Here is a 24,947-nt window from a genome sequence, read left to right on the forward strand (position 1 = left end):
AAAAACTAAACTTCAAGCGCACGCCATCTTTTCCTTAAAATTCGACCATTTCGTTACGAAAGCCATCAATCAATTGGGTTAAATCACGATGCCACTCACGTAGAATTTTGGTATCTGGCAACCATGCCTGAGGGGTCTGGGTAACCTTAATAATCAAATTAGACGATGTTTCATCTTCTGGTTCTGGTGCACTGGGTTCTGGTGCGTACTGGCACATGCGATAGGCGCGTTTCAGCTCTGCAATAAAGCCATCTTTAGAGAGCTGCTGCATAACCACCACCTCAGGAGAAACCTGCCCCTTGGCAGCCATTTGTTCTTCAATTGACTTTAACGTCGGCTGTAAGTCATTTAAACGGTAATAACGCACCAACTCCTGCAAGAACGCAAGCACTGCCCCATGCAAATGAAAAACCGCAGCTTCACGGTAAGCTTGGGCTTGTTGAATATGATCGATTTGCTCTGCTTGCTGACACGACAAACGTGCAAAATATAATTTCTGGTTGGTTCGGTCGGCATGAAAGCGAGCTACACGAGACATACAATTTTCCTAATTTCTTGGCATGTGTTACAGGCTTAAGATTAAACTTAATTGAATTCAATGCACAATAAAAAATTACACCGCATCCAATTCTACCCAATAAATTTTTCTTCGAGCTGGTATATCCACAGGAGGATGAATAGGCCTAACATTTTCAATGACCCAAGCCCAATAGCCATCTTCCCAATAGTTTGCTTTAGCCTGCTCAATCTCACTTTTCTGCCAAGCATGAACAGATGAAATATCCACCCATGCAACCGCTCGACCTAATTCCTCATCTCCATCCTGATTCAGATAATGTGCATTTTCAACAATAACTAAATCTTTAAGAGGAAGCTCATTGGGGCGCCATGAACGTATTTCCAAGGTTTTTATCCCTTCAGCAATATAGCTTCCCGATGGCGCAACAATCGATATAGCAGGATAAATTCTTCTCATGATTTTCCCATAAAAAAAGGAGCATCAATTGCTCCTCTTTACTTATGCTTCTGGCTTCTCAGGCTTATTTTCGGCCTGTTTTACACGAATACCTGTCCCATGTAGACGTAAGGTATTTAAACCTTTAATCGCTTTCACAGCTTCACGACCATGTGGCATCTCCACAAAAGCAAAGCCTTTAGATTTACCTGTTTCGGCATCTAAAACCAATTGGCAGGTTTCTACTGTGCCATATTGTTGAAACAGTTTCAGTAACTCAGCTTCTGTGACAGTACGTTCTAAATTACGAACTAAAATTTTCATTTAACAACCTTCAAAAATAGGCAAAATCATCAAAAAGCAATCGCCTACGCTACTTTCTGAACATTGCACATCAACCACCACAATGTAATTCGCTTAGTTTAATCGAGATTAATCCCAAAATCTAAATTAATCGACTGTCGTTCAATTAAGGCGCTTTTTACCGTTTGCTGGCGGGGTTTATGATGCGTTTCCAAGGTGCATAAATTGCGGGTGAGATCATTTAAGAAATAACTTTCAACTTTACGCCCTTGTTCATCCACTACATCTCGCGCCCACAGATTCAGATTTTGCTTGGTAAGAATAAGTTCATTCTGTGCACGAGTCAGCGCAACATAGAGCACCCGACGTTCTTCCTCGACCGCGTCAAAGTCCCCCTGAGCACGCGCATGTGGGTACTGACCAGCCGTCACATTTGCAACGTAACACACTTTCTGCTCCGTACCTTTGGCAGAGTGAATGGTAATTAATGTGACTACATCTGTATCCGACTGACGTTCAATTTCAGAAATGGAAACAGGGTCAAGTACATATTCCTCAAGAAATTCGCTTAATTGTCCATGTTTGGATGCCAATTGTTTAACCAACTCAAAGTCACCTTGGCGACGGTTCCAGTCTTTTTTATAGTTCTCGGCCAATTGTGCTTCAATTGCTTGAATACCCAAACTAACACACGCTTGTACTTCCTGCTTCAGCACCATCATCTGTTTCATCATCAATAAGGTTTCAACAGGAATACGTCCAAATTGTTCTAATTGATTAAAAATCAGTTCGAATTCAGGTTGAAGTAACAACTGTTGTGCCAGACGACTTGCCCCCACATCACCCACCCCATTCCATAGGGTAAGAAAGCGCATCCATGCAATATCATCCAAAGGATTGGCAATCACACGCAATAAACTGAGTAAATCTTTTACATGTGCTGTTTCAAGCAGTTTCATCCCCCCAATAAAGCGATACGGGACATTGGCTGCAATACATGCCGCTTCAATATGCCGCGCAGCAAAGCTAGAACGGACCAAGACCATATGATCCGACCAGTTATGCCCCTGCAAATAATGACGCTCTTTAATATCAATTGCGATCCATTTGGCTTCATCAAACTCATTCGGGAAAATATGCATGCGCGGCTTAATTCCCTCACCTCGATAGGCATCAAGACGCTTGTCATATTGAATTTCAGATTGATCGAGCAACCAATTGGAGAGGTCTAAAATTTCTTGCGTGGAACGATAGTTTTGCTCAAGTTTAAACACTTGGGCATTCGGCACACGCTCTTTAAAATGATGAATATTTTCAAAATCGGCACCGCGGAAACCATAAATGGACTGCGCATCATCGCCAACACAGAACAGACTCACTTGATCTTTCAAGGGTTCAAGCAATGCCCACTGTAAGGGATTGGTGTCTTGCATCTCATCCACCAACATGTGCTTACAAATCGATGCGACATAATCAACCAAGCCTTCAGATTGATCGAGTGCTGAGGCCACAATCGCCAAAATATCATCATAGTCCAGAAAGCTACGTGCACGCTTGCGTGTCTCATACTCTTGCATGATCTTGGCGATTTGATCCTTAAATGCCAAATATTCAGGATGTTGCTTTTCTAAAGCATCACTCAATTTCTGGCGGGTATTACGCGCAAAAGAATACAAATCACACAGCTCTTGTGGCTTTGGAAGTTGATTTGGATTCTTCTTATCATCTTTACCGCGAATCAGGCGGAACATCATCAGTTGATCATCCCGATCAATAATCGAGAATTGCTCTAAACCAAAGGCTTTTGGTACACGGCGCAGCAGGTACATACAAAAAGTATGAAAAGTCGATGCGCGGAGTCCTTTGGCTTGCTCCCCCAAAGCCAACTCTACTCGGGCTACGATTTCACTGGCTGAACGACGAGTAAAAGTTAAAATCTGAATTTGGTTGGCGGGGATGCCTTGATCAATCAGGTACGCAGCACGTGCCACAATGGTTTTCGTTTTGCCACAGCCAGCCCCTGCGAGCACCAGACTGTGTTGCGACGCAGTCGTGGCAGCTTGTTTTTGTTGCGGGTTTAATTCATCAATTAGGCTGGCTAAACTCATAATGTCTCATCGTGCTGGGGAGATGGGTAGTTTAACAGAGCTATAGATGAATTATGAATTTTAGCCTGATGATCACGGCATCGTTTAATCTATAAAAAATGAGCCGATCAAAATAAATCATTACAGATCAATAATAACCATGACAATGGAATAAGCATTTTTAAATCAACAAAAATATCTGGATTTAATTTATAAAATTTGTCCCGACTGATACGCCAATTTTTAATTTCAAAAAAAAATTTGATACGAGACAAAACGGCATGGATGCCGTTCGTTGGATTGAGGTATAAGGATATATCCTCAATCCAACAAAGGATTTTTGTTACTTTTCATCCTTGAAAAGTAAGGTATTCCCTACACAAAAAGTATTTAAATTTATTGTGATTATTACGGCGTTAGGGCTAAAATCCTAGCAACATTCTGACAGGTTCTTTCCAAATTCTTCTCAGCATTTTCTAAAGCGGTTTGCAAATCACATGCCCGATCTACAATGCCGAAAATTGCAGTAAAACCTTCTGCATAGAGCTCCTCTATGCCCTCACCCACATAACCCGCACAAGCAATCACAGGCGTATTCAATCTTTTGGCAACTTGTGCGACACCATACGGTGTTTTACCAAATTTGGTCTGGAAATCTATCCCACCCTCTCCAGTAAAAACAAAATCGGCCTGTTCGATTTTTTCAGCCAATCGTGTCTCTTCAATCACAATTTCCACGCCAGAACGAAGGGTTGCTCCTGCAAATACCATTAAGCCAAAACCCAAACCACCTGCGGCACCCGCACCAGCAACATGAGCATAATCCACTTGAAGTTGCGATTTAACCAAACCAGCAAAATACTTTAGGTTCTGATCCAATTGCTCCACCATGGTTGGATTTGCCCCTTTTTGTGGAGCAAATACGTAAGCCGCACCGTGTTCACCATAGAGCGGATTATTCACATCACTGGCAATCAGCATCTCAACGTGTGCCAATCGAGTATCTAAATTCGATAAATCAATCTGGCTAATCTGATGTAATTGCCCGCCACCCTGAACCACCTCTTGTCCAGCAATATCTAAAAATCGGACACCAAGTGCTTGAGCCATACCCACGCCTGCATCATTGGTAACACTGCCACCGAGTCCAATAATGATTTTTGTCACGCCATGATCAAGAGCCAGTTGAATCATTTCCCCCGTTCCAAAGGTCGATGTTAAAGCAGGGTTTCGCTCCGAAGGCTCCAGTAAATGAATGCCATTGGCTTTCGCCATTTCAATCACAGCCGTTTGCCCTTCATCAATCAAGCCAAAATATGTCTCGACTTTCTGTTCAATGAAAGGACCCGACACACTACAGCTCACCATCTCGCCATCCGCAGCAGCAACCAAAGCATCCACTGTTCCCTCACCGCCATCTGCCATCGGGACATGGAGATATTGAGCATCTGGAAAAATACGTTGTAAGCCACGTTGCATGGCTTGGCAAGCCTGTTGTGCAGTCATACTTTCTTTAAAAGAGTCTGGAGCAAGTACAAAGGTTTTAGGCATCGCAATTGTGCTTTTTAAGATGGATTATCCTCAATCATACTCAATAAAAAAGAGTGCATATAGCACTCTTGATCCACTTAATCAGCTGTAATAATTACACATCAGCCGAACTTTTTGGCACCTCATGCTTAATATAAGAGGCCAAAGTTAAATAGTTAATGCCTTGGAATAGAATATCTATCGCCAAAAACATACCCAGCACCCAAAATGGCGCTGTTGGTGACATTAAGATAATTACCCCTGTCATACAGGTAAGAACTCCTGAGAACAGCGTCCAACCCCAACCAGCCAAAGGCCTGAAGATAAAAGCATTAATACTTCGTACAATCCCTGCAATCACCAAAAAAATAGCCAAGAAACTGGTCAATACAATTGCAGTTTTCACTGGTGTGGTAAAAGCATAATAACCCGCGATCAGATAGAAAATAGCAAAAGCAGCCCAAAGCCAGCGATAACCACCTTCAAAGATTTTAAAAGCTGCAATAAAGTGGAGTGCCCCACCAATCATCATCAAAATACCAAACAAATAAACTGCAGATAGGGTGGCAAATGGTAAAGATGCCAATAAGATCAGACCAAATAAAGTCAGGAGCACCCCTAAAACCAAGTACCATTTCCGATTTTCATGTAATTGATGACGGACAAGATCATTTCCAACTGTTTTCATAATTTTTCTCAAGTACTTACAATGGAATACAATTATTGTGGTCTTTTTTTCCGTAACTGTCTGTTATCAATCTGCATCTTTTTTATCCACATTAGTCTTCCCTTCTGTGGATAAAAAAGCACTTATACACAGCTTTATTTGATCCAACCAATTTCCAGCGCTGTAATTTCGTTGAGTAATGTATCTTGTAAACGATCTGGCATTTTACTTTTATCGGCAGAAACAGGAATATGCCCCGCCATTAACTCTGCTTTGGCTTGTGGAAATAAAGGCTGTTGTTTCGGATAAGCATAGCCTTGAGGATAGAGCGGTTGTCCTGTCGCAGCGTCATATTTATCGGTTGCACCAAAGGCATGTAATAGCTCATGTACCAAAACAATTTGATTCTGCTCATTTTGTTTTTTACTGGCATACAAATTCACTGCACCAATACGGCCTTTTTCCAAAGCAGTAGAGTGTTTTAATTCACGCGTACGTTCAGGATCGTAATAATTTAAATACAGCGTGACTGCAGAACTACCATCACTGCGCTCGTGCTGTTGCCAATCATAAAAGCGGAATTTTAGACTCCACAATATGATATCGAGCATGTTCGCCTGCTCTGGTACCTTTGGTGGTTTTTGGGTTAATTCACGTCCTAAATTTAAATAAACGTGTATAGGTTGACCACGATAATGTGCTGACATTTGCTGGAGATAAGGCTGCACAGCCGCAAGATCACTTAAAGATAATTGTTGAATATACTGTTGTGTACTGGCTTGATCATCGGCATTAATAGGATGCAGCAATACAATAATCGGTTTATCCCAGTTCTGATTTTGATCACGCCAAGCGTTTACCGCCACAATTAGCAAAATCAGCAATAAGCACAAGATTCTAATTTTTTTCCACATTTCTTTTAAGCACTCTGCTTCTTCATTTTTCTTAAATACATTTGACTCATTTCTACTTTTGTTTCAAAAAGATTTAATGTTTTAATTAAACCTGAGAGTTTTGCTCTACCATAATTGCGAGAATCAAAATCTGGTTTCACCGCACTAATATATAGCCCAACCATACCTAAATTTGCCCACCCATTCTCATCGGCATTGTCTTTTACTGCTTTATAAATCAGGTTCAAAGTGCCACGATCCATAACATCTATCACGATATTATCTTTCAATTGATTCGCAAGTTTTGAATCAGATGTTTTACTAGAATCGAATATTTTTCTGACCTGTGCGTTCGTTACTTCTTCATCTTCTGAATTTTTAAGTTCATTTTCCGAAATCAAATTTTCAATAAAAATAAATTTATCACAAGCCTTTCTAAAGGCTTCTGGTGTAGATTTTTTACCAAAGCCATAAACGCTTAAACCATTTTCACGAATACGCGATGCTAAAGGTGTAAAGTCACTGTCACTAGATACAATGCAAAAACCATCTAATGCACCTGCATACAGTAAGTCCATTGCATCAATAATTAAAATCATATCCGTCGCATCTTTACCTTTTGTATAAGCAAATTGCTGAACGGGAGTAATTGCATGAGGTAATAAAACATCTCTCCATTTCTTCAGCGTTTCATTACTCCAATCCCCATAGACTCGCTTAACACTCGCAATCCCATATTTAGCGACTTCTTCCAAAACAGATGAAATGGCACTAATAGATGAATTATCTGCATCAATTAATACGGCAAACTTTTTCGTTTGAATGTCCACAACTCCCCCAAAAAATAATATTACTTTCTTATATAAATCATTGTGACATAAAAAATGCCCACCAAAGTGAGCATTTCTATTCAAGTATTGATGTGATTAAGCTTCAACCCACTTCCCATCTTGGAAAACCAACGACCATTTGGTCTGTTTTCCTTCAGGCGTTTCCGAACCAATATATTGTGCTTGGTTCTTACGGCTAAATTTTACCAAGGTTGGATTGCCTTCTGGGTCAACATCGGGCGCTTGCAAAATAAATTGGTATTTTGGATCAAGTTGATCAGCAACAGAACGTAACTCGGACACTTTTGGCGCACGCGTTTCACGGATTTTCGGGAATTTGCTCGCTGCTAAAAATAGACCTGCTGCCCCATCACGTAATACAAAGAAATCATCGTGCTTGGCGGAACGCAAGTGTTCCATTTTGATTGGATCGACACGCGGTGGCGCAGGCTGACCGCTTTTCAATACCTTTCGGGTATTGTCACAACTCATGCAAGCAAAGTACGGTCCAAAACGACCTGTCTTGAGTTGCATTTCGCCATCACATTTGTCACATGGAATGGTTGGACCATCATAACCTTTGATTTTGAACTCACCTTCTTCTAGTTCAAAACCAGTACAATCAGGGTTATTACCGCAAATATGCAGTTTACGACCACCATCAATCACGTAACTGTCCATTGCAGTGCCACAAATCGGGCAGCGTTTTTTCGACATCAAATCTGCTGTTTCTGCAGAATCATCATCAGAAAGTGCAGCCAAAGATTCCACAGGCGTTAAGTTCAGTGTACCTTTACAGCGTTCTTTCGGTGGCAAGTTATAGCCTGAACAGCCCAAGAAGACACCTGTCGTGCCTGTACGAATCTGCATTGGTCGAGAACATTCTGGACAATGTACTGCATCCACTTCTACAGGTTGATTGCGGCGCATACCACTTTCACCTTGTGCATTGGTCAGACGCGTTTTGAAATCGCCATAGAAGCTGTCAAGTAACTCTTTCCAATTACGTTCACCATCAGCTACTTTATCCAGCTGACCTTCCAAGTCCGCAGTAAAGTCATAGTTCATGAGGTTATTGAAACTTTCATCCAAGCGATCAGTAACAATCTCACCCATTTTTTCTGCATATAGACGACGGTTTTCCAGTTTCACATAACCACGGTCTTGAATAGTCGAAATAATTGCAGCATAAGTTGATGGTCGCCCAATACCCTTTTTCTCAAGCTCTTTCACCAACGACGCTTCAGTAAAACGCGCAGGTGGCTTAGTAAAATGCTGTGAAGGATCGAGTTTTTCTAGATTCAATACCTCACCCACTTTCACCGCAGGCAAGAGCACATCATCATCAGATTTATTTTGACCACGAACTTTGGTAAAGCCATCAAACACCAAGGTACGACCTTTGGCTTTCAGTTCAACACCATTGGCATCGACCAAAATTGTGGAAGATAAATATTCAGCAGGTGTCATCTGACATGCCACAAACTGACGCCAGATCAGATCATACAAACGCTGTGCATCACGCTCTACACCCACCAAACTATCGCCTTTTAAACCGACATTGGATGGACGAATCGCTTCATGCGCTTCTTGTGCACCCGCTTTATTGCCATAACGATTTGGTTTCGCAGGAAGGTATTTTCCGCCAAACTCAGTTTCAATATGGTGACGCACCATATTCACCGCATCGTCACTTAAAAAAGTAGAGTCCGTACGCATATAGGTAATAAAACCTGCTTCATACAAACGCTGCGCCAACATCATGGTTTTCTTGACTGAAAAACCTAAACGCGTGCTGGCTGCTTGCTGTAAAGTCGAGGTGATATAGGGCGCACTTGGATTGACCTTGGTCGGTTTATCTTCACGTGCTGAAACTTTATAATCGGCATCTTTCAAAATTTTCAATAAAGCATCAGTTTCTGCTTTATTGCGTAATTTGAGCGTCTTACCTGCTTGCTTCACCGCTTCTAAACGAATTTCATCGCTTGAAGATTTGGTGTCTGCAAACACCTGCCAATATTCTTCAGGAACAAAGGCACGAATTTCACGCTCACGTTCTACCACCAGTTTGACGGCTACAGACTGAACGCGTCCTGCAGATAAACCACGGGCAATTTTCTCCCACAATAAAGGAGAAATCATAAAGCCAACCACACGGTCAAGGAAACGACGCGCCTGTTGTGCATTGACTTTATTGGTGTCTAAACGTGCTGGATGCTTAAAGGCTTCTTGAATGGCATTTTTGGTAATCTCGTTAAATACCACACGCTGATAACGCGAATCATCACCGCCAATCACTTCTTTTAAATGCCAAGCAATCGCTTCTCCTTCACGGTCCAAGTCCGTTGCGAGATAAACTTCATCGACTTGCGATGCCAGTTTTTTTAATTCAGCGACCACATTTTCTTTGCCTGGTAGCACTTCATAATGTGCCTTCCAGTCATGTTCAGGATCAACCCCCATACGGTTAACCAAAGCTTGTTGTGCTTTCTCCGCTTTTTGTGCTTCGGTCAATTTGGTGCGAGTTGCTGTGGTTTTTTTATCCGCAGTTTTACCTGAACCACCCGTAGGCAAGTCACGTACATGACCTACAGAGGATTTTACAATGTAATTTGAACCTAAATATTTGTTGATTGTTTTCGCTTTTGCAGGCGACTCCACAATCACTAAGGCACGTTTATTCCCAGCATCAGAAGCTTTTGCTGTTGTGCTTTTGGATGTGGATCGAGGAGCATTCGCCATAGTTAACCGTTTTTCCTATTTCAGTAAATCTTAAAATTAAAGTTCAGCCAAAGCATGTAAATATGCTTTGATATCTTCTAATTGGGTTGCTTTTAAATCAGCTTCTTCATCCCAATAGAGTCCTACACAGTTTGCCTGCATATCAATAGCATAAATGCCCTTTAATGCAATTGGAAAATTATTAAATTTTTCATCACCATGCACTAACTTGAGCTGTTGATCTTCAACACGGGCACGCATCAGCGGCAAACGTGCATCTGGAATCAGGACACTATAATACGCGACCATACTGGCACGATTTGAAGATGCCAACGGAATTTTAGTCCAATCTGGTGCTGCCACTAAACGTGGGTGTAACCCCATTTTTCGTGCCCTTTCGCGCATTATGCCCAATGCTTTTTCTCTAGGGCTAACACGGAGTCCTAAAATTGACCCGAGCACAAATACCATAATGACAACAGCAACCCAAATTCCTGTATTTTCCATAGCAAAACCTTTTTTGTCTTTTATTAGAGTTGCATAAGCACAATATAAAACGCAAGTTGGAACGATGAAATTAATTTAGGAACATTTCATGACTATATAAGACTTCATGTCCGTTCCAATAAATATAACCTTTCTCAATCAACTCTTTGAGTAACAAACGTACATCCGCTTTGGGAAACATTTGCTCTAATAAATCACGTAAGGCGTAGATGTCTTTCGGCTTATCATTTTTCAATTCGCGTAGCTTTTTCGCCACTTCAAGCTGTACAGGGTCAATTTTTCCAAAATCTTTAAACAAAGCATCTTGTGCCTTTTGCAAATCTGGTTCCGCAGAGGGTAATTCGGCCGAAATCTGTAACTGCTCTACTGCTTGCGCTAGGTTGGTTGAGGGCACCAACTCTGCTTGGTCTTGTTCAAGATGTAGCTGCGCCCACTGCTTTAATACTTTCTTACGAAAGTTAATCTGCTCATCATAACGTTTGACGATTTTCAGGTTAATCAACATACCGACCACGTGCTGCGCTTTCTCTGGCACTAGCTGAAGAATGTTCATGACAGAATTTTTTAATGCATCCACTGTATTGGGTTTGCCTGACATGTTTGCCAAAGCATCACAATACTGCTTCACCATTTTTAAGTACGGTTTACGTTGAATGACATCTAAGCTTGGAATTTTATATTTGGGTTTGCTAATTTCAGCTGCATCTTGAATTAGAGTCAAGCTACAAGTCAGTGCCGACCCGCGCATTAATTCAATTAAAATAGCACTGGTTTTTGCTGCCGAAATGACTTCTACATGGGTGTCGGGTTCGAGTAAAGCCATTAACTGCCCAACGACTACCGCATATTCAAACTCTTTCTCTTTAGCTTGAGCGGTGTCTAAAATCACCACTTGCCCTGTATTGACCCACATCGCAAATTCAGTCAGATCTTCCAGCGTATACGCAAACTGCCCTTTGCAATTAAACAAATACAACGTCGGATAATGCTGCACCAAATCGCGTAGCATTTTTGCCGTTGGCATATTATTTTCTAGATCGAACAAAACCGCTTTAGCAGACATAAATACAAAATCATGAGAGATAAGCAAAGAGCGTGCATTAGAACGGGAAGCGGGCAAAAGGTCAAGCCTAGCCCATCTCTCTCTTGTTGGAGATACAAGAATAAACCATGCCAATCAAGCGTCCCAACTAGATCAATAGTGCGGTGGTCTATTGCTTAAAGGGTCAAAAGCTTCGATCCCTTCAGATAAATCAGCAGATTCTACCCGTTGATAAAGAAGCTGCATTTGTTTTTTTAAATCAGCGATTTCGGCATTTTGGCGAATCACTTGTTCATTTAACTGTTCAACTAAATCATCTAAAAATGCAATTCGGACTTGCAAATCTTCAATGGGTGCGGAAAATGACGCGTGATTATCTAGATTTTGTTGTTTAGTCATTTAAAGTCCTCATTTGAGATTTCAGGAAACATTATGGCCTATATTACGTTAAGGGATGTCCAACTTGCATTTGGTGGACCTGCCCTACTCGACGGCGCGAATTTTAACCTAGAACGTGGCGAACGAGTGTGTTTGATTGGCCGTAATGGTGAAGGTAAGTCGACGCTACTTAAACTGATTGAAGGCAGTTTACTTCCCGATTCTGGCGAAGTCTCCATTCAGAATGGTTTGACCGTGTCCATGTTGGCACAAGACGTTCCTATGGACTCTGGCAAAGTTGCAGACATCGTAGCAGAGGGTGCAGGTGAAGCTGCGACTGTGCTTAAAGCATACCATGAAGCGAGTGATGCCTGCATCTTAGGTGATATGAACGCTTGTGATCACATGGGCAATTTGCAACACAAGTTAGATCAACTTGATGGTTGGGCGTTAGAAAATAAAGTTAATTCTATTCTAAGCAAAATGGGACTTGACCCAAATGCAGATTTGGCTGATTTATCGGGTGGACGTAAGCGTCGTGTCCTATTAGCACGTGCCTTACTTACTCAGCCCGATGTCTTACTTCTAGACGAACCGACCAACCATCTAGATGTGGAAAGCATTGAATGGTTAGAGAAATTCTTACTCGATCAAAACAATTTAACTTTATTGTTTATTTCGCATGACCGCTCATTTGTAGACAGTATTGCCACCCGTATTGTCGAACTAGATCGTGGCACATTACGCAGCTACGAAGGTAACTACTCACGCTACCTCGATCTTAAAGCACAGCAAATGGAAGCCGAAGAAAAGCAAAATGCTTTATTTGATAAACGCTTAGCAGAAGAAGAAGCATGGATTCGCCAAGGCATTAAGGCGCGTCGTACGCGTAATGAAGGTCGTGTTCGTGCCTTAAAAGCGCTGCGTGAAGAATCTAAAGCGCGTCGCTTCCAGCAAGGCAAAGTCAGCATGGCCACCCAAGATGCTAATCGTTCTGGAAAACTGGTCTTTGATATTAAACACCTCAGTGTTTCTTACGATGCCAAACCGCTGATCAAGGATTTCTCGGCACTGGTCATGCGTGGGGATCGTATCGGTTTAGTTGGTGATAACGGGGTCGGAAAAACCACCTTGATCAAAGCCATTTTAGGTGAAATTGAACATGGGGGTTCTGTCAAAACAGGAACCCAGCTTGAGATTGCCTATTTTGACCAATTACGTAACGCACTTGACCTTGAAAAAACCGTCATGGCAAACGTGTCGGAAGGTTCTGATTTTGTCGATGTGAATGGTAACCGTCGTCATATCTACAGTTATTTACAAGACTTTTTATTCTCACCTGAACGTGCCCGTACGCCAGTTAAAGCACTTTCAGGTGGTGAAAGAAACCGCATTCTATTAGCCAAATTGTTACTAAAACCATCCAATTTAATCGTGATGGATGAGCCAACCAATGATTTGGATATGGTGACTTTAGAACTGTTAGAAGAAATGTTGTCTGAATATAAAGGCACTTTACTGTTGATCTCACATGACCGTGCCTTTATGGATAACGTTGTGACTTCAACTTGGGTGTTTGACGGCAAAGGTAACATTGATGAATACATTGGCGGATATCAAGATTACTTGGAACAGCGCCCTGATCAAAAAGTAGTTGATCAAAAAAGCGATGTAAAAAAAGCACAGGCCAAAGCTGAAGCGGCTGCCGCAGCGGCAACGTCTGCACCGAAAAAGGTGAAGTTGAGCTATAAAGATCAACGAGAGTTAGAACAACTCCCCGCTGAGATTGAAAAACTCGAGATGGAACAAACCCAACTTTCAGACAAGTTAGCAGACGGTTCTTGGTTTGTTTCAGATGCCAATGCCGCAACTCAAGCGTCACAGCGTCTGGCTGAAATTGAAGAACAGTTACTTGAAAAACTGGAACGTTGGGATGAATTAGAAAACCTCAGCAAAGGGAACTAATTTAACTTTCAATCGCCCGATTGGTTGAGTCATTCAGCCAATCGGGCTTTTTTTATATTCTCTGTTTGTACCAACAACACTTGAAATTCAATCAAGCAACAGTCGACGACTCGGTTATTTCTGCCACAATTTACCTGTAGGTCGCAGCAACCACTGTGATAATTGGCGGATCGTCTGATCAAAAATCCGTTGTTGTAGCAACCAACAGGTCAAAATTGACAGCACCACACAAATCAATATTTCCACTGCCACAGGCAAATTGAGCTGAATCATTCGTGCCAGCCAAATCACCACAAAACCATGTAACAAATACACAGGCAAAGTATTTTGTCCCAAGCGCATGAAACGTGTTCCCAAATCCTGAAATAATGCCAACAGCGTCAGCACCCCCCAACTGGATAACATAAAGCACATCAGACGAATTACACTTCCCTGCCATAGCTCAACTTTGAGTTGGGTATAACTTAAACTGCCGTACCACCAGAATTGACTTAAATGGGTCCAATACAAGATACACATCATAAAAGCGAGGCTCAGACTTGCCCACAACAGCGCATGACTTTGCTGTTGTAACTTTTGCATGATGGACTGACCATATCGGTAACCTAAAACGAAAAAAGGCAAAAAGACACAGATTCGTCCAATTGAGTAGGCATAGTTATTCCACGGGGAAAAACCAATCCCTAAAGCAATCAGTACCGCAAGTACAAGCACAAAATGGTTTGCATGGAACACATGCATAAATAGCGTCCAAACCATCATCCCCACCAGATACCACATCAGCCAATAGGGTCGTTCAAACAGGCTAATGTGCCATTGTCCAGACATCAAAGCATCCGATGCCAAATACAACAGTTGGAAGGGGACATAGAGTGCAATAAAAAAGAGGATGTTTTTCGACCAATTTTTATCTTTATACAACATACCTGAAATAAAAATAAAAGCAGGCATATGTATGGCATAAATGGTTTCAAGCAATAACTGGCTAGTTGCTTGTGACCAACCAATCATCCGCTCTAGAAAGTGCCCCAACACCACCAGAAAAATTAGACCTGCTTTTGCAGTATCAATCGCATGGCTTCTCATCTATAAATGCCATCAATCAGAAATATATCCCTAGTCTAACACCACCGTTTTAAGTTGCTTCACATCCATAAGCTTTAATCATTGGGGATAAAGTAGATTCCTTTTTTTCCATCGCACAACCCATTAAGACTAAGCCAAATTTCAAGAGAATAGCTCAGCAAAAAAAGTACAGGTCCCCCAATTGGATTCACCTCATTCAGTAAAAATAGAAAATCTAAAGGTAGAAAATATTAAATTTATAATCTTTTACGGTCTTCATGAAAATTGAAGCTGTTAAAGCAAACCTTTCGCTGCTCAAATCAGATTTATCAACAGCAATATGCTATACCTATCAACATAAGAATAACTGGGCCTTTGATCATGTTGGATTTGTCACAAATTTTCGCATTTGCTTTGGTGAGCCTCGCAATGGTCCTCACCCCTGGCCCGAATATGATTTACCTCATTTCACGTTCAATTTCTCAAGGAAAAACAGCAGGTTTCATTTCTTTAGGCGGCGTAGCACTGGGCTTTGTCTTATACATGCTCTGTGCTTCTTTTGGGATCACAGCGCTCATTGTGGCAGTTCCATATGCTTATGACACGATTCGTATTGTAGGGGCTGTCTATTTACTCTGGTTGGCATGGAAAGCTTTACGCCCTAATGCAGCTCCTGTTTTTAGTCTCAAAGATTTATCTTTCGATTCCCCGTTAAAATTATTTTTAATGGGCTTTTTCACCAGTTTGCTGAATCCTAAAATTGCGATTATGTATTTGTCTTTATTGCCACAGTTTATTCACCCACAGCAAGGCAGTATTTTAGCGCAGTCTATTCAACTCGGTACGATCCAAATTTTTGTCAGTGTTTCAGTAAATGCCGTTATTGTTTTTTCTGCTGGCAGCATTGCACTTTTTCTACAGCGAAAACCACTTTGGGCAAATGTTCAGCGTTGGCTCATGGGCACAGTTCTCGCTGGGCTTGCAGTACGCATTCTTCTGGAAAGTCGTCGTTAGACTGCCATACCCAAACCAGCAGATGGTGACGGACAAGGTTGATCCTGATTTTTAGCGTGGATAACCTTGACCAAATCAGTTCATGCTACACTTTGCACAGTCTTCACTTTTTCAAACTAATTATATCGTTATGAGCCAAGCACAGACCTATACACCGGGTGAATTTCAATGGTCATTCCTCCATCCTAAATATTGGGGAATTTGGCTTGGCATCGTTTTCTTAATGATACTGGCAATTTTGCCGTGGGCAATTCAATATCGCTTAGCCACTTTTCTTGGAAATCTAGCATTTACTAAACTGAAATCCCGCCGTAAAACTACGCTGCGCAATTTAGAAGTCTGTTTTCCAGAATGGAGTCCAGAACAAGTCCAAGACAATGCTCGTCAGGTCTTTGTTGATCAAATGCTTGGGGTTTTTGAAACACTAAATGCTTGGTACTGCCCACAATGGTTTAAAAATCGAGTCACTATTGAAGGTTTAGAGCATATCCAAACCGCACAAGCAGCGGGTAAAGGCGTCTTACTGCTCGGCACTCATTCCACCTTATTAGATGCAGGTGGTTATTTATGTGCACAATATTTTGAACCCGATGTGGTGTATCGTCCACAAAATAACCCTTTGTTAGACATGCTGATTTATCGTTGTCGTGCCACGATTTATGCCAATCAAATTGACCATGATGATATGCGCGGTCTGATTCGCAACTTAAAAAATGGACATGCCATTTGGTATAGTCCAGACCAAGATTTTGGTTTAAAACAAGGGGTTATGGCTCCCTTTTTTGGGGTGCCCGCCGCAACTGTTACAGCACATCGACGTTTATTAAAAATCTCTAAAGCCGTTGCTGTGCCCCTATATTTCTACCGTCATGGTGATGTGGCCAATCCCAAATATCATCTATTAATTGAACCTATGGTGGACAACTTGCCAAGTGAAGATGAAGTGGACGATGCAACACGCGTTAATCAAATTATTGAACGTCAGCTTCGAATTGCACCGACCCAATACATGTGGTTTCACCGTCGTTTTAAAACCCGCCCAGAAGGCTATGAAAAAATTTATTGATAGTTGATCTTGGCTAGAAATGTTATTTCCTGCTCTAAATTTTATTTTATACGTGACTCGAACGGCACAACAGAACACATAAGGATAAAAACTCAATGAAAGTGATGCAGCTTCTTCCTGAACTGAATAGTGGTGGTGTTGAACGTGGCACACTCGAAATTGCTAAAGCGCTCATTCAGCAAGGGCATGAATCATTAGTCGTTTCCAATGGTGGGCGAATGGTGGCACAGCTTGAAGCGGAGGGTTCTACCCATTTAACCCTGCCGATTCACAAAAAATCACTATCAAGTCTGTGGCAGATTCGTCCATTACGCCAACTTATTCAACAGCACCGCCCCGATATTGTGCATGTCCGCTCACGCGTTCCTGCATGGTTGACGCATTTTGCTTTAAAAGGCATTCCTGCTTCACAACGCCCGCATCTGATTAGCACTGTACACGGTTTCTATTCGATTAATCGTTATAGTGCAATTATGACGCAAGCAGAGAAAGTCATTGCGGTTTCGGACAGTGTGGTGCAATACATCACAGAACATTATAAAAATTGTCCCCCACAAGATATTGTGCGTATTTACCGTGGTATCGACTCCAAAGCATTCCCGCATGGGTATCAACCATCAGTACAGTGGATTCAACAAACTTTAAAAGACTTTCCTCAGCTCGAGCATAAGTTTCTCTTATGTTTACCTGGTCGTATTACGCGGCTGAAAGGACATGAAACATTAATTGAATTGATACAACAATTACATACTCAGTTTCCCTATCTCCATGCAATTGTGGTTGGCGGAGCTGACCCTAAAAAAGCAGCTTATTTAGATGAATTGCAACGCAATATACAAAGTCGGGGCTTAGAACATCAGATTACCTTTGTTGGTCATCGCTCCGATATTCGTGAATGGCTTGCTTACAGCGATGTAGTCTTGTCTTTGTCTAATCAGGCAGAAACCTTTGGACGTACAGCTTTAGAAGCTTTGTCAGTAGGCACACCCGTGATTGGCTGGAAAAGAGGTGGAGTTGCTGAAATTTTATCTTCGGTATATCCACAAGGCCTTATTCCTGTAGATGACCAAGCTGAACTTATTCGTGTCGTCCAACATCACATTGAACAGCCTCAACATGTGGCTCCTGTCACGCAATTTAGCTTACAAGACATGTGTGATCAGACTTTAGCACTCTATCAACGTATAGTAAGTTCGTCATAATTTTTAAATAAATTTCGAGTATCTTAAAACACATAACCCGAGTTCTGCTTCCTGCAAAACTCGGGTATATGAGGTTGTGCTTTCAATCATAATTTTTGTTTTAGTGTTTGGTCATCCTAACCAGCCATCATTTCCGTGATGATTTTCCTTCAGCGTCGTCTTCCTTAGCGGGATGTTCCGTTCCCTGTTCCTTGTGCTGATGGAGTAAGAATAAAAGAATTCTGAAAGTTCTACCATTCGTCAGAGACCGAAACCTTTGTAAGCAATTTCGTACACAATTTTTTATTTAGTTTGCCTACTATTTCTCATTTTTATAATCCTGTGCAATTTCATCTGTCACTATTTTTTCTTCACGCTCCGCTTTTTCAATTCCTTCTTGTATTGCAGCCTGAGCTTCTTGTTCATCTGCATCCGTTTGCTCCAATTCCTCTTGCTGTTGCTCAAATACACGCCCCGTTTGTAATTTGACATAGATTGGAAAATGATCTGAACCTATATGCGGTAAACGCTGCATTTGAATGAGAGCAAAATCGGTACTGTGAAATACATGATCTAGAGACCAGCGTAAAAAAGGATAATCGGCATGAAAAGTATTCACATAATGTCGTCCAACTCGCGGATCGAGTAAGCCACTGATTCGTTGAAATAGACGTGTCGTTCGTGACCAAGCCACATCGTTCAAATCCCCCATGACAATACAACTTTGATCCAGTTCTTTAATTTGATCACCCACAATCAACAATTCAGCATCTCTTAACGTTGAATCTTTGGCTTCCGTCGGACTAGGTGGTTTAGGGTGTAAACAATACAACTGTACTGGCTGTCCCGAAGGCAGTAGTACCGTGGTATGAATTGAAGGAATTTCATCACTTAAAATAAATTTGACTTCTGTATCAATGAGTTTCAAGCGACTATACAAATGCATCCCATACAAATTATCCAACGGAATCGGGACACAATAGGGGTAACTCTCTTCAAGCACCTGTAGCGCCCGTTGCCAATGCTGATCTGTTTCCAAAGTCAAAATCAGATCGGGCTTAAATTTGCTAATTTGTTCAATGAGTAAATGATGTTGAGTATTGGGTGTGAGTACATTCGAAACCAATAATGAAATTTGTCGTTCTGGCTGCAATTGCTCGTGAGAAACAGTCTGAACCTGTTTTTTCCACACAAAAGTATAAGGCAATACCATTTTTAACTGATATGCCAAAGCTGCGATTAACGCAACCAAAATCAACTCACGCTGTAAATCCCAAGGATTAGGCCAAAAAATCAGTAAAATAAAGGCTAAAAGCCCCAGTACTAAAATTTGCAGTCGTGGAAAATCTGCTCCGCGAATCCACCATTCATCACGCGGAATCAATGACCAAAACGTCAGCATCACCACCGTGATTGCCAAGATTTCCACCCAAATCATGTTGTTTTTCTCAATCTTTTCCGTTTGATAAACTAAGTCTGGACAAACTTTATCAATTTTGTATGTATCATAAACAAGTTATTTCGTTCAATTATAGTGATGTTTTACTTATGTAGTGCTTGCAGTTGTGGTCGCTTTTGATACACTCAAACCCCTTTTAAATTTTTAACGCACCGAGGCAAAATGACATGAAAGTAGGTCTGGTCGGTTGGCGCGGGATGGTTGGTTCCGTCCTTATGCAACGTATGGTTGAAGAGAATGACTTTGCTCACTTTGAGCCATTCTATTTTTCTACCAGTAATGCAGGTGGTGAAGCCCCTGCATTTGGTGGTAAGACTGCCCCAGCACTTATGGATGCATCAGACATTAATAGTCTGAAGCAAATGGATGTCATTATTACCTGTCAAGGTGGTGACTATACCTCTGAAGTCTTTCCAAAATTAAAAGCTGAAGGCTGGAAAGGCTATTGGATTGATGCTGCATCGACCTTGCGTATGGAAGATGAAGCCATCATCGTGCTTGATCCTGTCAACATGAACGTGATTAAAGATGGTTTAGTGAATAGCACTAAAACATTTGTTGGCGGTAACTGTACTGTTTCGCTCATGCTCATGGGCTTAGGCGGCTTATTCCAAAATAACCTTGTGGAATGGGCAACCTCGATGACTTATCAAGCTGCTTCTGGTGCTGGCGCGCAAAATATGCGTGAACTCATCACAGGTATGGGCTACTTGTATAACAATACCAAAGATTTATTAGATGACCCACGCTCTCCAATTTTAGACATCGACTCTAAAATTGCTGAATTACAACGTGGTGAAGGTTTCCCATCTGCAAACTTTGGCGTACCGTTAGCGGGTTCTCTCATTCCGTATATCGATAAACAGCTTGAAAGCGGTCAATCGAAAGAAGAATGGAAAGGCCAAGTTGAAACCAACAAAATCTTAGGCAATCAGCAGATTGTTCCGATTGATGGTCACTGCGTCCGTATTGGTGCAATGCGTTGTCACTCACAGGCACTTACGTTGAAATTGAAAAAAGACGTACCGCTGGATGAGATTGAAGATATATTACGTAGCGCGAACCAATGGGCGAAAGTCGTTCCAAATACGCGTGAAGCATCAATGACTGATCTGACTCCTGTTGCAGTAACAGGCACACTTAGCGTTCCTGTAGGCCGTTTACGTAAACTGAATATGGGTAAAGAGTACCTCGGTGCATTCACTGTGGGTGATCAATTGCTTTGGGGTGCTGCAGAGCCACTACGTCGCATGCTCCGTATTCTGATTGATTTTAAAAATGCATAAGCATTTTTAGATTTTCAAACAAAAGCCGATCAATTATGATCGGCTTTTTATGTAACTCGAATGTTATCCATTTACAATTCCTCAACATCTCGGTAATGTATAATTCTCTCGTTGCAATATATGACCAGAGTCAAAACTAAGATGACTGTATATAACAAATTAAAAATTGCTATTCTTGCCATTATTGCATCGCAAAACCTTCATGCAATTAGTATTGATCCATTGCAAATCCAGTCTGCGCCTGGGGAGTTGCTGTACGCAGAAATTCCGTTTCATCATGCAAAAACCGATGAGCCTGTTCAAGTCAGTCTAGCTACACCAGAAGATATCAATACCTTAGGTGTTGTTCATCAACCTCCAGGGCATCTTAATTTCTTTTCTCGACAAAACAGTTCAGGTGAAGGCGTTATTACAATTACTTCATCGCGTCCATTGACCGAATCTGAGCTGAATATCGTGGTACGTATTCAAGAAGGCAGTGCAGTACATTTACGTCATATTCGCACGCCCATTCAGCGTACAGCTGCGCCAAAACCAATGTTTAGTGCCAAAGCCAACGAAAAAGTGCTCAGCCCGATCATGATCGTGAGTGAAAAGGATATTGCACTCAACTTGCCTACCAGCACTCAATTTAAGCCAGCTGAAGCAGCTCAACTAAATCCAGTGTCCGATTCGGCTGATTCGCTTAAACTTAAAACGATACAACCGCCAAAATTGGCAGCGGTAACGGAGTCAAATGAAGCCCCTATTGTCGTTTCTAGTGTCAATACAGCAAGTGCACCAGTACAAAAAGCCAAGGGAATTGAGCAAACTAAAACTGAATCGACAGCTCCAGCGAAAACGATTGTAAAAAATGCCGTAAATGCAACAGCAAAACAGTCATCTGACCCTCAAGTTCAGCAGTATCAGAACCGTGTAAAAGAGGATAAAAGTGCTGTTACAACGGCTAAAGCAGCAACTCCGTCAACACCAAAGTTACCTGCTGAGCCTAAACCCCAAGCCATCAAACCGACTCCCGCGGCAACAACAGCTGAGGTGAAAAAGGCTCAACCAAATCAACATATCGTACAAAATAATGAATCACTTTGGGCAATTGCACAACGAGTTGCTTCTGAGCAAAATCGACCAATTGGCGAAGTAATGCAGCAAATTAAAACTCAAAATTCACACGCCTTTATTCAAGGTGATATCAATCGATTACGTCGTGGAGTCACTTTAAATTTACAAACCAATACTAGCAATAAATCCCAACAAAAAATTGTGGCTCCACCCAACACAATGACAAAACAATCTGGAAAAGCAAAATATCGTCTGAATCAAGCAGAAATGAGTTTGGTGGCAGAAAAGCATCCTGATACAACCAATGGAACGGCGAAGCAGAAAGCTGAGAATGAGCAAATATCAAATGAATTGTCATTAAAAGTTATGACATCTCGGGAAAAAACCGTTAAATTACAGAGAAACGTAACTCAGCTGGAATTGGCTCTACGTCAAAAGGACAAAAGACTTCAATTATTAAATGCTCGTCTTGCACAATTGCAACAACAGTTGAAAGCACAACAAGCACAGAAAAAGCCAAACAGCTAAATTGTTATATAATTTTGATATTAGAATCAATGAATTAAACATACATTTGATTCATAAGGGGTAAAACATGCTGATTTATGTGATTCCGTTTATACTTTTGTTAGTCGTGGCAATTGTTTTAAAAAAACGCGAAGCTAGTAAAGAAGCCGATACGGCACCAAAAAAGACGGCAACGGCTCGCAATAAAGCCAAAACTCCTGTAAATAAACGGAAAGCCCCTCAAAAAGCTCAAGTGGTAGAAGACCCTGTTATTGAAAAGAAACAGGAAACTCCACTCAGTGAAGAATTACGTAGCCAAATTCAAGGGCAAATTCGTGATCGTAATTTCTTTGCAGCAGAAGCTCAAATTAATCAGGCACTGAATAAAGATAATTCGCAACACGAACTTTATTTATTGTTATTGGATATTCATCTTGAACAAAAAGATGAATTTGCGATTAGCCAACTCTTCAACCATCTTCGTTCACTTGAACTTGAAGAAACGCTAGCACAAGCAGAACAGAAAAAAGCTGAATACGAAAAAGAGCATCTTTCATCGGTAGATACAATCGACTTTCAGCCACAAACGCTTTCAAACTATGCTGAACCAAGCACTGCTACACAAAACGCATCAGATTTTGATGCACTCATTGAAAATAAAGTCACAACATCAAATTCTTTTGATTTGTTGCAGGCGGAAACACCTAGCACCACTCCTGTTGAAGAAAAGCCGTTAGAGTTTAAGTCTTTCAATGTAAGCCCTGAAATCATTGAACCTACCATAGAAGCGACGCCAGAATCAGATGCTCCTTCTCTGAAATTTGATGATTTAGTTGAGCTGAAACCCCAAGTTGAAGAACCTGCTCAAGTTCAAGATAAAAATGAACTACCCGTTACTGAGCTTAAAGATTTAGAGTTTTCTTTTAATCTCGATCCAGCCCCAGTAACCGAAGCAGTTGTTGAAACTGTTACGGCACCAATAGCAGAGAAATCTGAAGATCAACCAGAATTCAAATTTTCTTTTGATCTTGAACAATCGAATGCCGATAAATCAACATCACAGATCGAGGTTCAATCTGAAGCGCCAGCAATTTCCTTTGATTTAGAATCACCAAAGACTGATCTTGCAACAGCACATTCAATTCCTCAAGACATTACAGAAACAACTGAGTTTACGACTCCTGCTTTACAAGCAGATGTTCATCTACAAGACCCACTGGTTCAGTCTTTCCCTGAACTCGGTCAAATCAGTGAAACCACGCTAGATCTCGATTTAGCCGAGCAATATATCCAATTTGGTTCTTATGAGGCTGCCCGCCAACTCTTGGCTGCAAATTCGGATAAATTTTCGACGGAACAACAACATCGCGCGGAACAGTTACTGAATCAAATAGCATCTTAAAGCATTTCCCTCTACTATAAAGCAGTCATACTTGACTGCTTTTTTTATGATGAAAAAAATTGCTTTGATTTATATGGGTGGTACCTTTGGCTGTGTAGGTGAACCCCTTAGCCCAATGCCTGCAGCAGCGTTTCTGCCACAGCTAGAGAAGGTTTTACCACTAGATCTGTCTATTGAATGCATGGTTGCACCTGTCATTAAAGACAGTAGTGCCTGTACACCTGCTGATTGGTTGCAATTGGTTCAATTTATACAACAACTGCAATTACAACAATTCCAGCATTTTGTCATTATTCATGGTACGGACACTCTCAGCTACGCCAGTGCAATTCTCTCCAGATTTTTAGGTCAATCTGCACATGTCGTACTCACAGGTAGTCAATACCCTTTACTCAATGTTGAGGGCAGCGACACACGTGAATTTACTGATGCTATCGACAACCTGAATTTCGCACTGCATGCGGTTCACACCCAACCTGTTGGCGTGTATCTTGCCTTCCATCAACAGCTGTTACATGGACGCAGTGTATTAAAGCAACACACCACGGAATTAGATGCCTTTGCTGGTTTAAATAGCCAACAGGAACTTTCTCACCCCAGCCCAGCGTATTTAGTAAAAGCAGAAGATCTAATCAAAGCAGATCAGTTCAATTGTCTAAATTTAATGATGCAGCCAATTGCTCTAGATCAGCAATTACTGAATCTACAAACTATCGCGCAGCATCCTCCTCAGTTTCTTATTTTGCAAGGGTTTGGTACGGGCAATCTGGCAGTCAATGCCGCATGTATAGCACTCTTTCAACAGCTTCGCCAGCAAGGATGTATGGTGTTACTTACCACTCAGGTCAGCTTTGGCAAAACCGACCAACGCTATGCGATTAGCAGTTGGATTCAGGAAGCAGGCGTGATGGTGAGTGATTGTATCAGCCATGCTGATTTATATGCCAAAGCACTGTTGATGTATCTGAAGCATGATTCCATTGATCAATGCTTTAGCCACTGGCATGACTCGGTTTAATCAAAGGTAAAT

Annotated in this window: 22 protein-coding genes; 8 read left to right on the forward strand and 14 right to left on the reverse strand. The window is 41.5% G+C overall.

Annotation, left to right across the window (positions count from 1 at the left end):
- Window positions 1-34: 34 nt before the first annotated feature.
- From C3F34_RS04360 to C3F34_RS04415, 12 genes are all read right to left on the reverse strand, one after another.
- The gene (locus tag C3F34_RS04360) at window positions 35-538 is read right to left on the reverse strand and encodes a DUF6586 family protein (RefSeq protein WP_016168263.1); all 504 of its coding nucleotides are present in this window, start codon (window positions 536-538) and stop codon (window positions 35-37) included.
- A 75-nt stretch (window positions 539-613) separates the two neighbouring features.
- Entirely contained in the window at window positions 614-976 is a 363-nt protein-coding gene (locus tag C3F34_RS04365) for an ASCH domain-containing protein (protein WP_044740079.1), read from the reverse strand.
- Window positions 977-1,018: 42 nt separating this feature from the next.
- Window positions 1,019-1,279, reverse strand: a complete 261-nt coding sequence (locus C3F34_RS04370) for an RNA recognition motif domain-containing protein (protein ID WP_044740080.1) — start codon at window positions 1,277-1,279, stop codon at window positions 1,019-1,021.
- A gap of 98 nt (window positions 1,280-1,377) precedes the next feature.
- Window positions 1,378-3,366: an ATP-dependent helicase gene (locus C3F34_RS04375; RefSeq protein WP_044740081.1), complete on the reverse strand. Its 1,989-nt coding sequence runs from the start codon at window positions 3,364-3,366 to the stop codon at window positions 1,378-1,380.
- A gap of 387 nt (window positions 3,367-3,753) precedes the next feature.
- Window positions 3,754-4,896, reverse strand: coding sequence for a glycerate kinase (locus C3F34_RS04380; protein WP_044740082.1), 1,143 nt, complete (start codon window positions 4,894-4,896; stop codon window positions 3,754-3,756).
- Window positions 4,897-4,990: 94 nt separating this feature from the next.
- Entirely contained in the window at window positions 4,991-5,563 is a 573-nt protein-coding gene (locus tag C3F34_RS04385) for an HdeD family acid-resistance protein (protein ID WP_104441124.1), read from the reverse strand.
- Between the two features lie 134 nt (window positions 5,564-5,697).
- Window positions 5,698-6,456, reverse strand: coding sequence for a hypothetical protein (locus C3F34_RS04390; protein ID WP_104441125.1), 759 nt, complete (start codon window positions 6,454-6,456; stop codon window positions 5,698-5,700).
- A 5-nt stretch (window positions 6,457-6,461) separates the two neighbouring features.
- On the reverse strand, window positions 6,462-7,265 hold the full coding sequence (locus C3F34_RS04395; RefSeq protein WP_104441126.1) for an NYN domain-containing protein: 804 nt from the start codon (window positions 7,263-7,265) through the stop codon (window positions 6,462-6,464).
- Window positions 7,266-7,361: 96 nt separating this feature from the next.
- Complete coding sequence (topA, locus tag C3F34_RS04400; protein WP_104441127.1) at window positions 7,362-10,007, reverse strand: type I DNA topoisomerase; 2,646 nt, start codon at window positions 10,005-10,007, stop codon at window positions 7,362-7,364.
- A 36-nt stretch (window positions 10,008-10,043) separates the two neighbouring features.
- Window positions 10,044-10,493, reverse strand: coding sequence for an ammonium transporter (locus C3F34_RS04405; protein ID WP_104441128.1), 450 nt, complete (start codon window positions 10,491-10,493; stop codon window positions 10,044-10,046).
- 70 nt (window positions 10,494-10,563) lie between these two features.
- Window positions 10,564-11,556, reverse strand: coding sequence for a hypothetical protein (locus tag C3F34_RS04410; protein ID WP_104441129.1), 993 nt, complete (start codon window positions 11,554-11,556; stop codon window positions 10,564-10,566).
- 132 nt (window positions 11,557-11,688) lie between these two features.
- Complete coding sequence (locus C3F34_RS04415; RefSeq protein WP_016168273.1) at window positions 11,689-11,934, reverse strand: SlyX family protein; 246 nt, start codon at window positions 11,932-11,934, stop codon at window positions 11,689-11,691.
- 33 nt (window positions 11,935-11,967) lie between these two features.
- Here C3F34_RS04415 and C3F34_RS04420 point away from each other — a divergent pair, with 33 nt between their 5' ends.
- On the forward strand, window positions 11,968-13,878 hold the full coding sequence (locus C3F34_RS04420; protein WP_104441130.1) for an ATP-binding cassette domain-containing protein: 1,911 nt from the start codon (window positions 11,968-11,970) through the stop codon (window positions 13,876-13,878).
- Between the two features lie 114 nt (window positions 13,879-13,992).
- Here the strand turns inward: C3F34_RS04420 and C3F34_RS04425 are convergent, their stop codons facing one another.
- Window positions 13,993-14,964 (reverse strand): acyltransferase family protein, encoded by a 972-nt coding sequence (locus C3F34_RS04425; protein ID WP_104441131.1) that lies wholly within the window; start codon window positions 14,962-14,964, stop codon window positions 13,993-13,995.
- 360 nt (window positions 14,965-15,324) lie between these two features.
- Here C3F34_RS04425 and C3F34_RS04430 point away from each other — a divergent pair, with 360 nt between their 5' ends.
- The 3 genes from C3F34_RS04430 (at window position 15,325) to C3F34_RS04440 (ending at window position 18,225) form a co-directional block, all read left to right on the forward strand.
- Complete coding sequence (locus C3F34_RS04430) at window positions 15,325-15,957, forward strand: LysE family translocator (protein WP_104441132.1); 633 nt, start codon at window positions 15,325-15,327, stop codon at window positions 15,955-15,957.
- Window positions 15,958-16,087: 130 nt separating this feature from the next.
- A complete protein-coding gene (lpxL, locus tag C3F34_RS04435) occupies window positions 16,088-17,023 on the forward strand; it encodes an LpxL/LpxP family Kdo(2)-lipid IV(A) lauroyl/palmitoleoyl acyltransferase (RefSeq protein WP_044740092.1) in 936 nt (311 codons plus the stop codon).
- A gap of 95 nt (window positions 17,024-17,118) precedes the next feature.
- Window positions 17,119-18,225, forward strand: coding sequence for a glycosyltransferase family 4 protein (locus tag C3F34_RS04440; RefSeq protein ID WP_044740093.1), 1,107 nt, complete (start codon window positions 17,119-17,121; stop codon window positions 18,223-18,225).
- A gap of 298 nt (window positions 18,226-18,523) precedes the next feature.
- Here the strand turns inward: C3F34_RS04440 and C3F34_RS04450 are convergent, their stop codons facing one another.
- Window positions 18,524-19,642 carry an endonuclease/exonuclease/phosphatase family protein gene (locus tag C3F34_RS04450; protein ID WP_044740094.1) on the reverse strand — a complete coding sequence of 373 codons (1,119 nt, stop codon included), beginning with the start codon at window positions 19,640-19,642 and terminating at the stop codon, window positions 18,524-18,526.
- Between the two features lie 188 nt (window positions 19,643-19,830).
- Here C3F34_RS04450 and asd point away from each other — a divergent pair, with 188 nt between their 5' ends.
- From asd to C3F34_RS04470, 4 genes are all read left to right on the forward strand, one after another.
- Window positions 19,831-20,949, forward strand: coding sequence for an aspartate-semialdehyde dehydrogenase (asd, locus tag C3F34_RS04455; protein ID WP_044740095.1), 1,119 nt, complete (start codon window positions 19,831-19,833; stop codon window positions 20,947-20,949).
- Between the two features lie 120 nt (window positions 20,950-21,069).
- A complete protein-coding gene (locus tag C3F34_RS04460; RefSeq protein WP_228155328.1) occupies window positions 21,070-22,536 on the forward strand; it encodes a hypothetical protein in 1,467 nt (488 codons plus the stop codon).
- Between the two features lie 67 nt (window positions 22,537-22,603).
- The gene (locus tag C3F34_RS04465; protein ID WP_104441134.1) at window positions 22,604-23,917 is read left to right on the forward strand and encodes a hypothetical protein; all 1,314 of its coding nucleotides are present in this window, start codon (window positions 22,604-22,606) and stop codon (window positions 23,915-23,917) included.
- Between the two features lie 46 nt (window positions 23,918-23,963).
- On the forward strand, window positions 23,964-24,935 hold the full coding sequence (locus tag C3F34_RS04470; protein ID WP_104441135.1) for an asparaginase domain-containing protein: 972 nt from the start codon (window positions 23,964-23,966) through the stop codon (window positions 24,933-24,935).
- The last annotated feature ends 12 nt before the right edge of the window (window positions 24,936-24,947 follow it).

The organism is Acinetobacter sp. ACNIH2, from assembly GCF_002934965.1.
Taxonomy (GTDB): Bacteria; Pseudomonadota; Gammaproteobacteria; order Pseudomonadales; family Moraxellaceae; genus Acinetobacter; species Acinetobacter tandoii.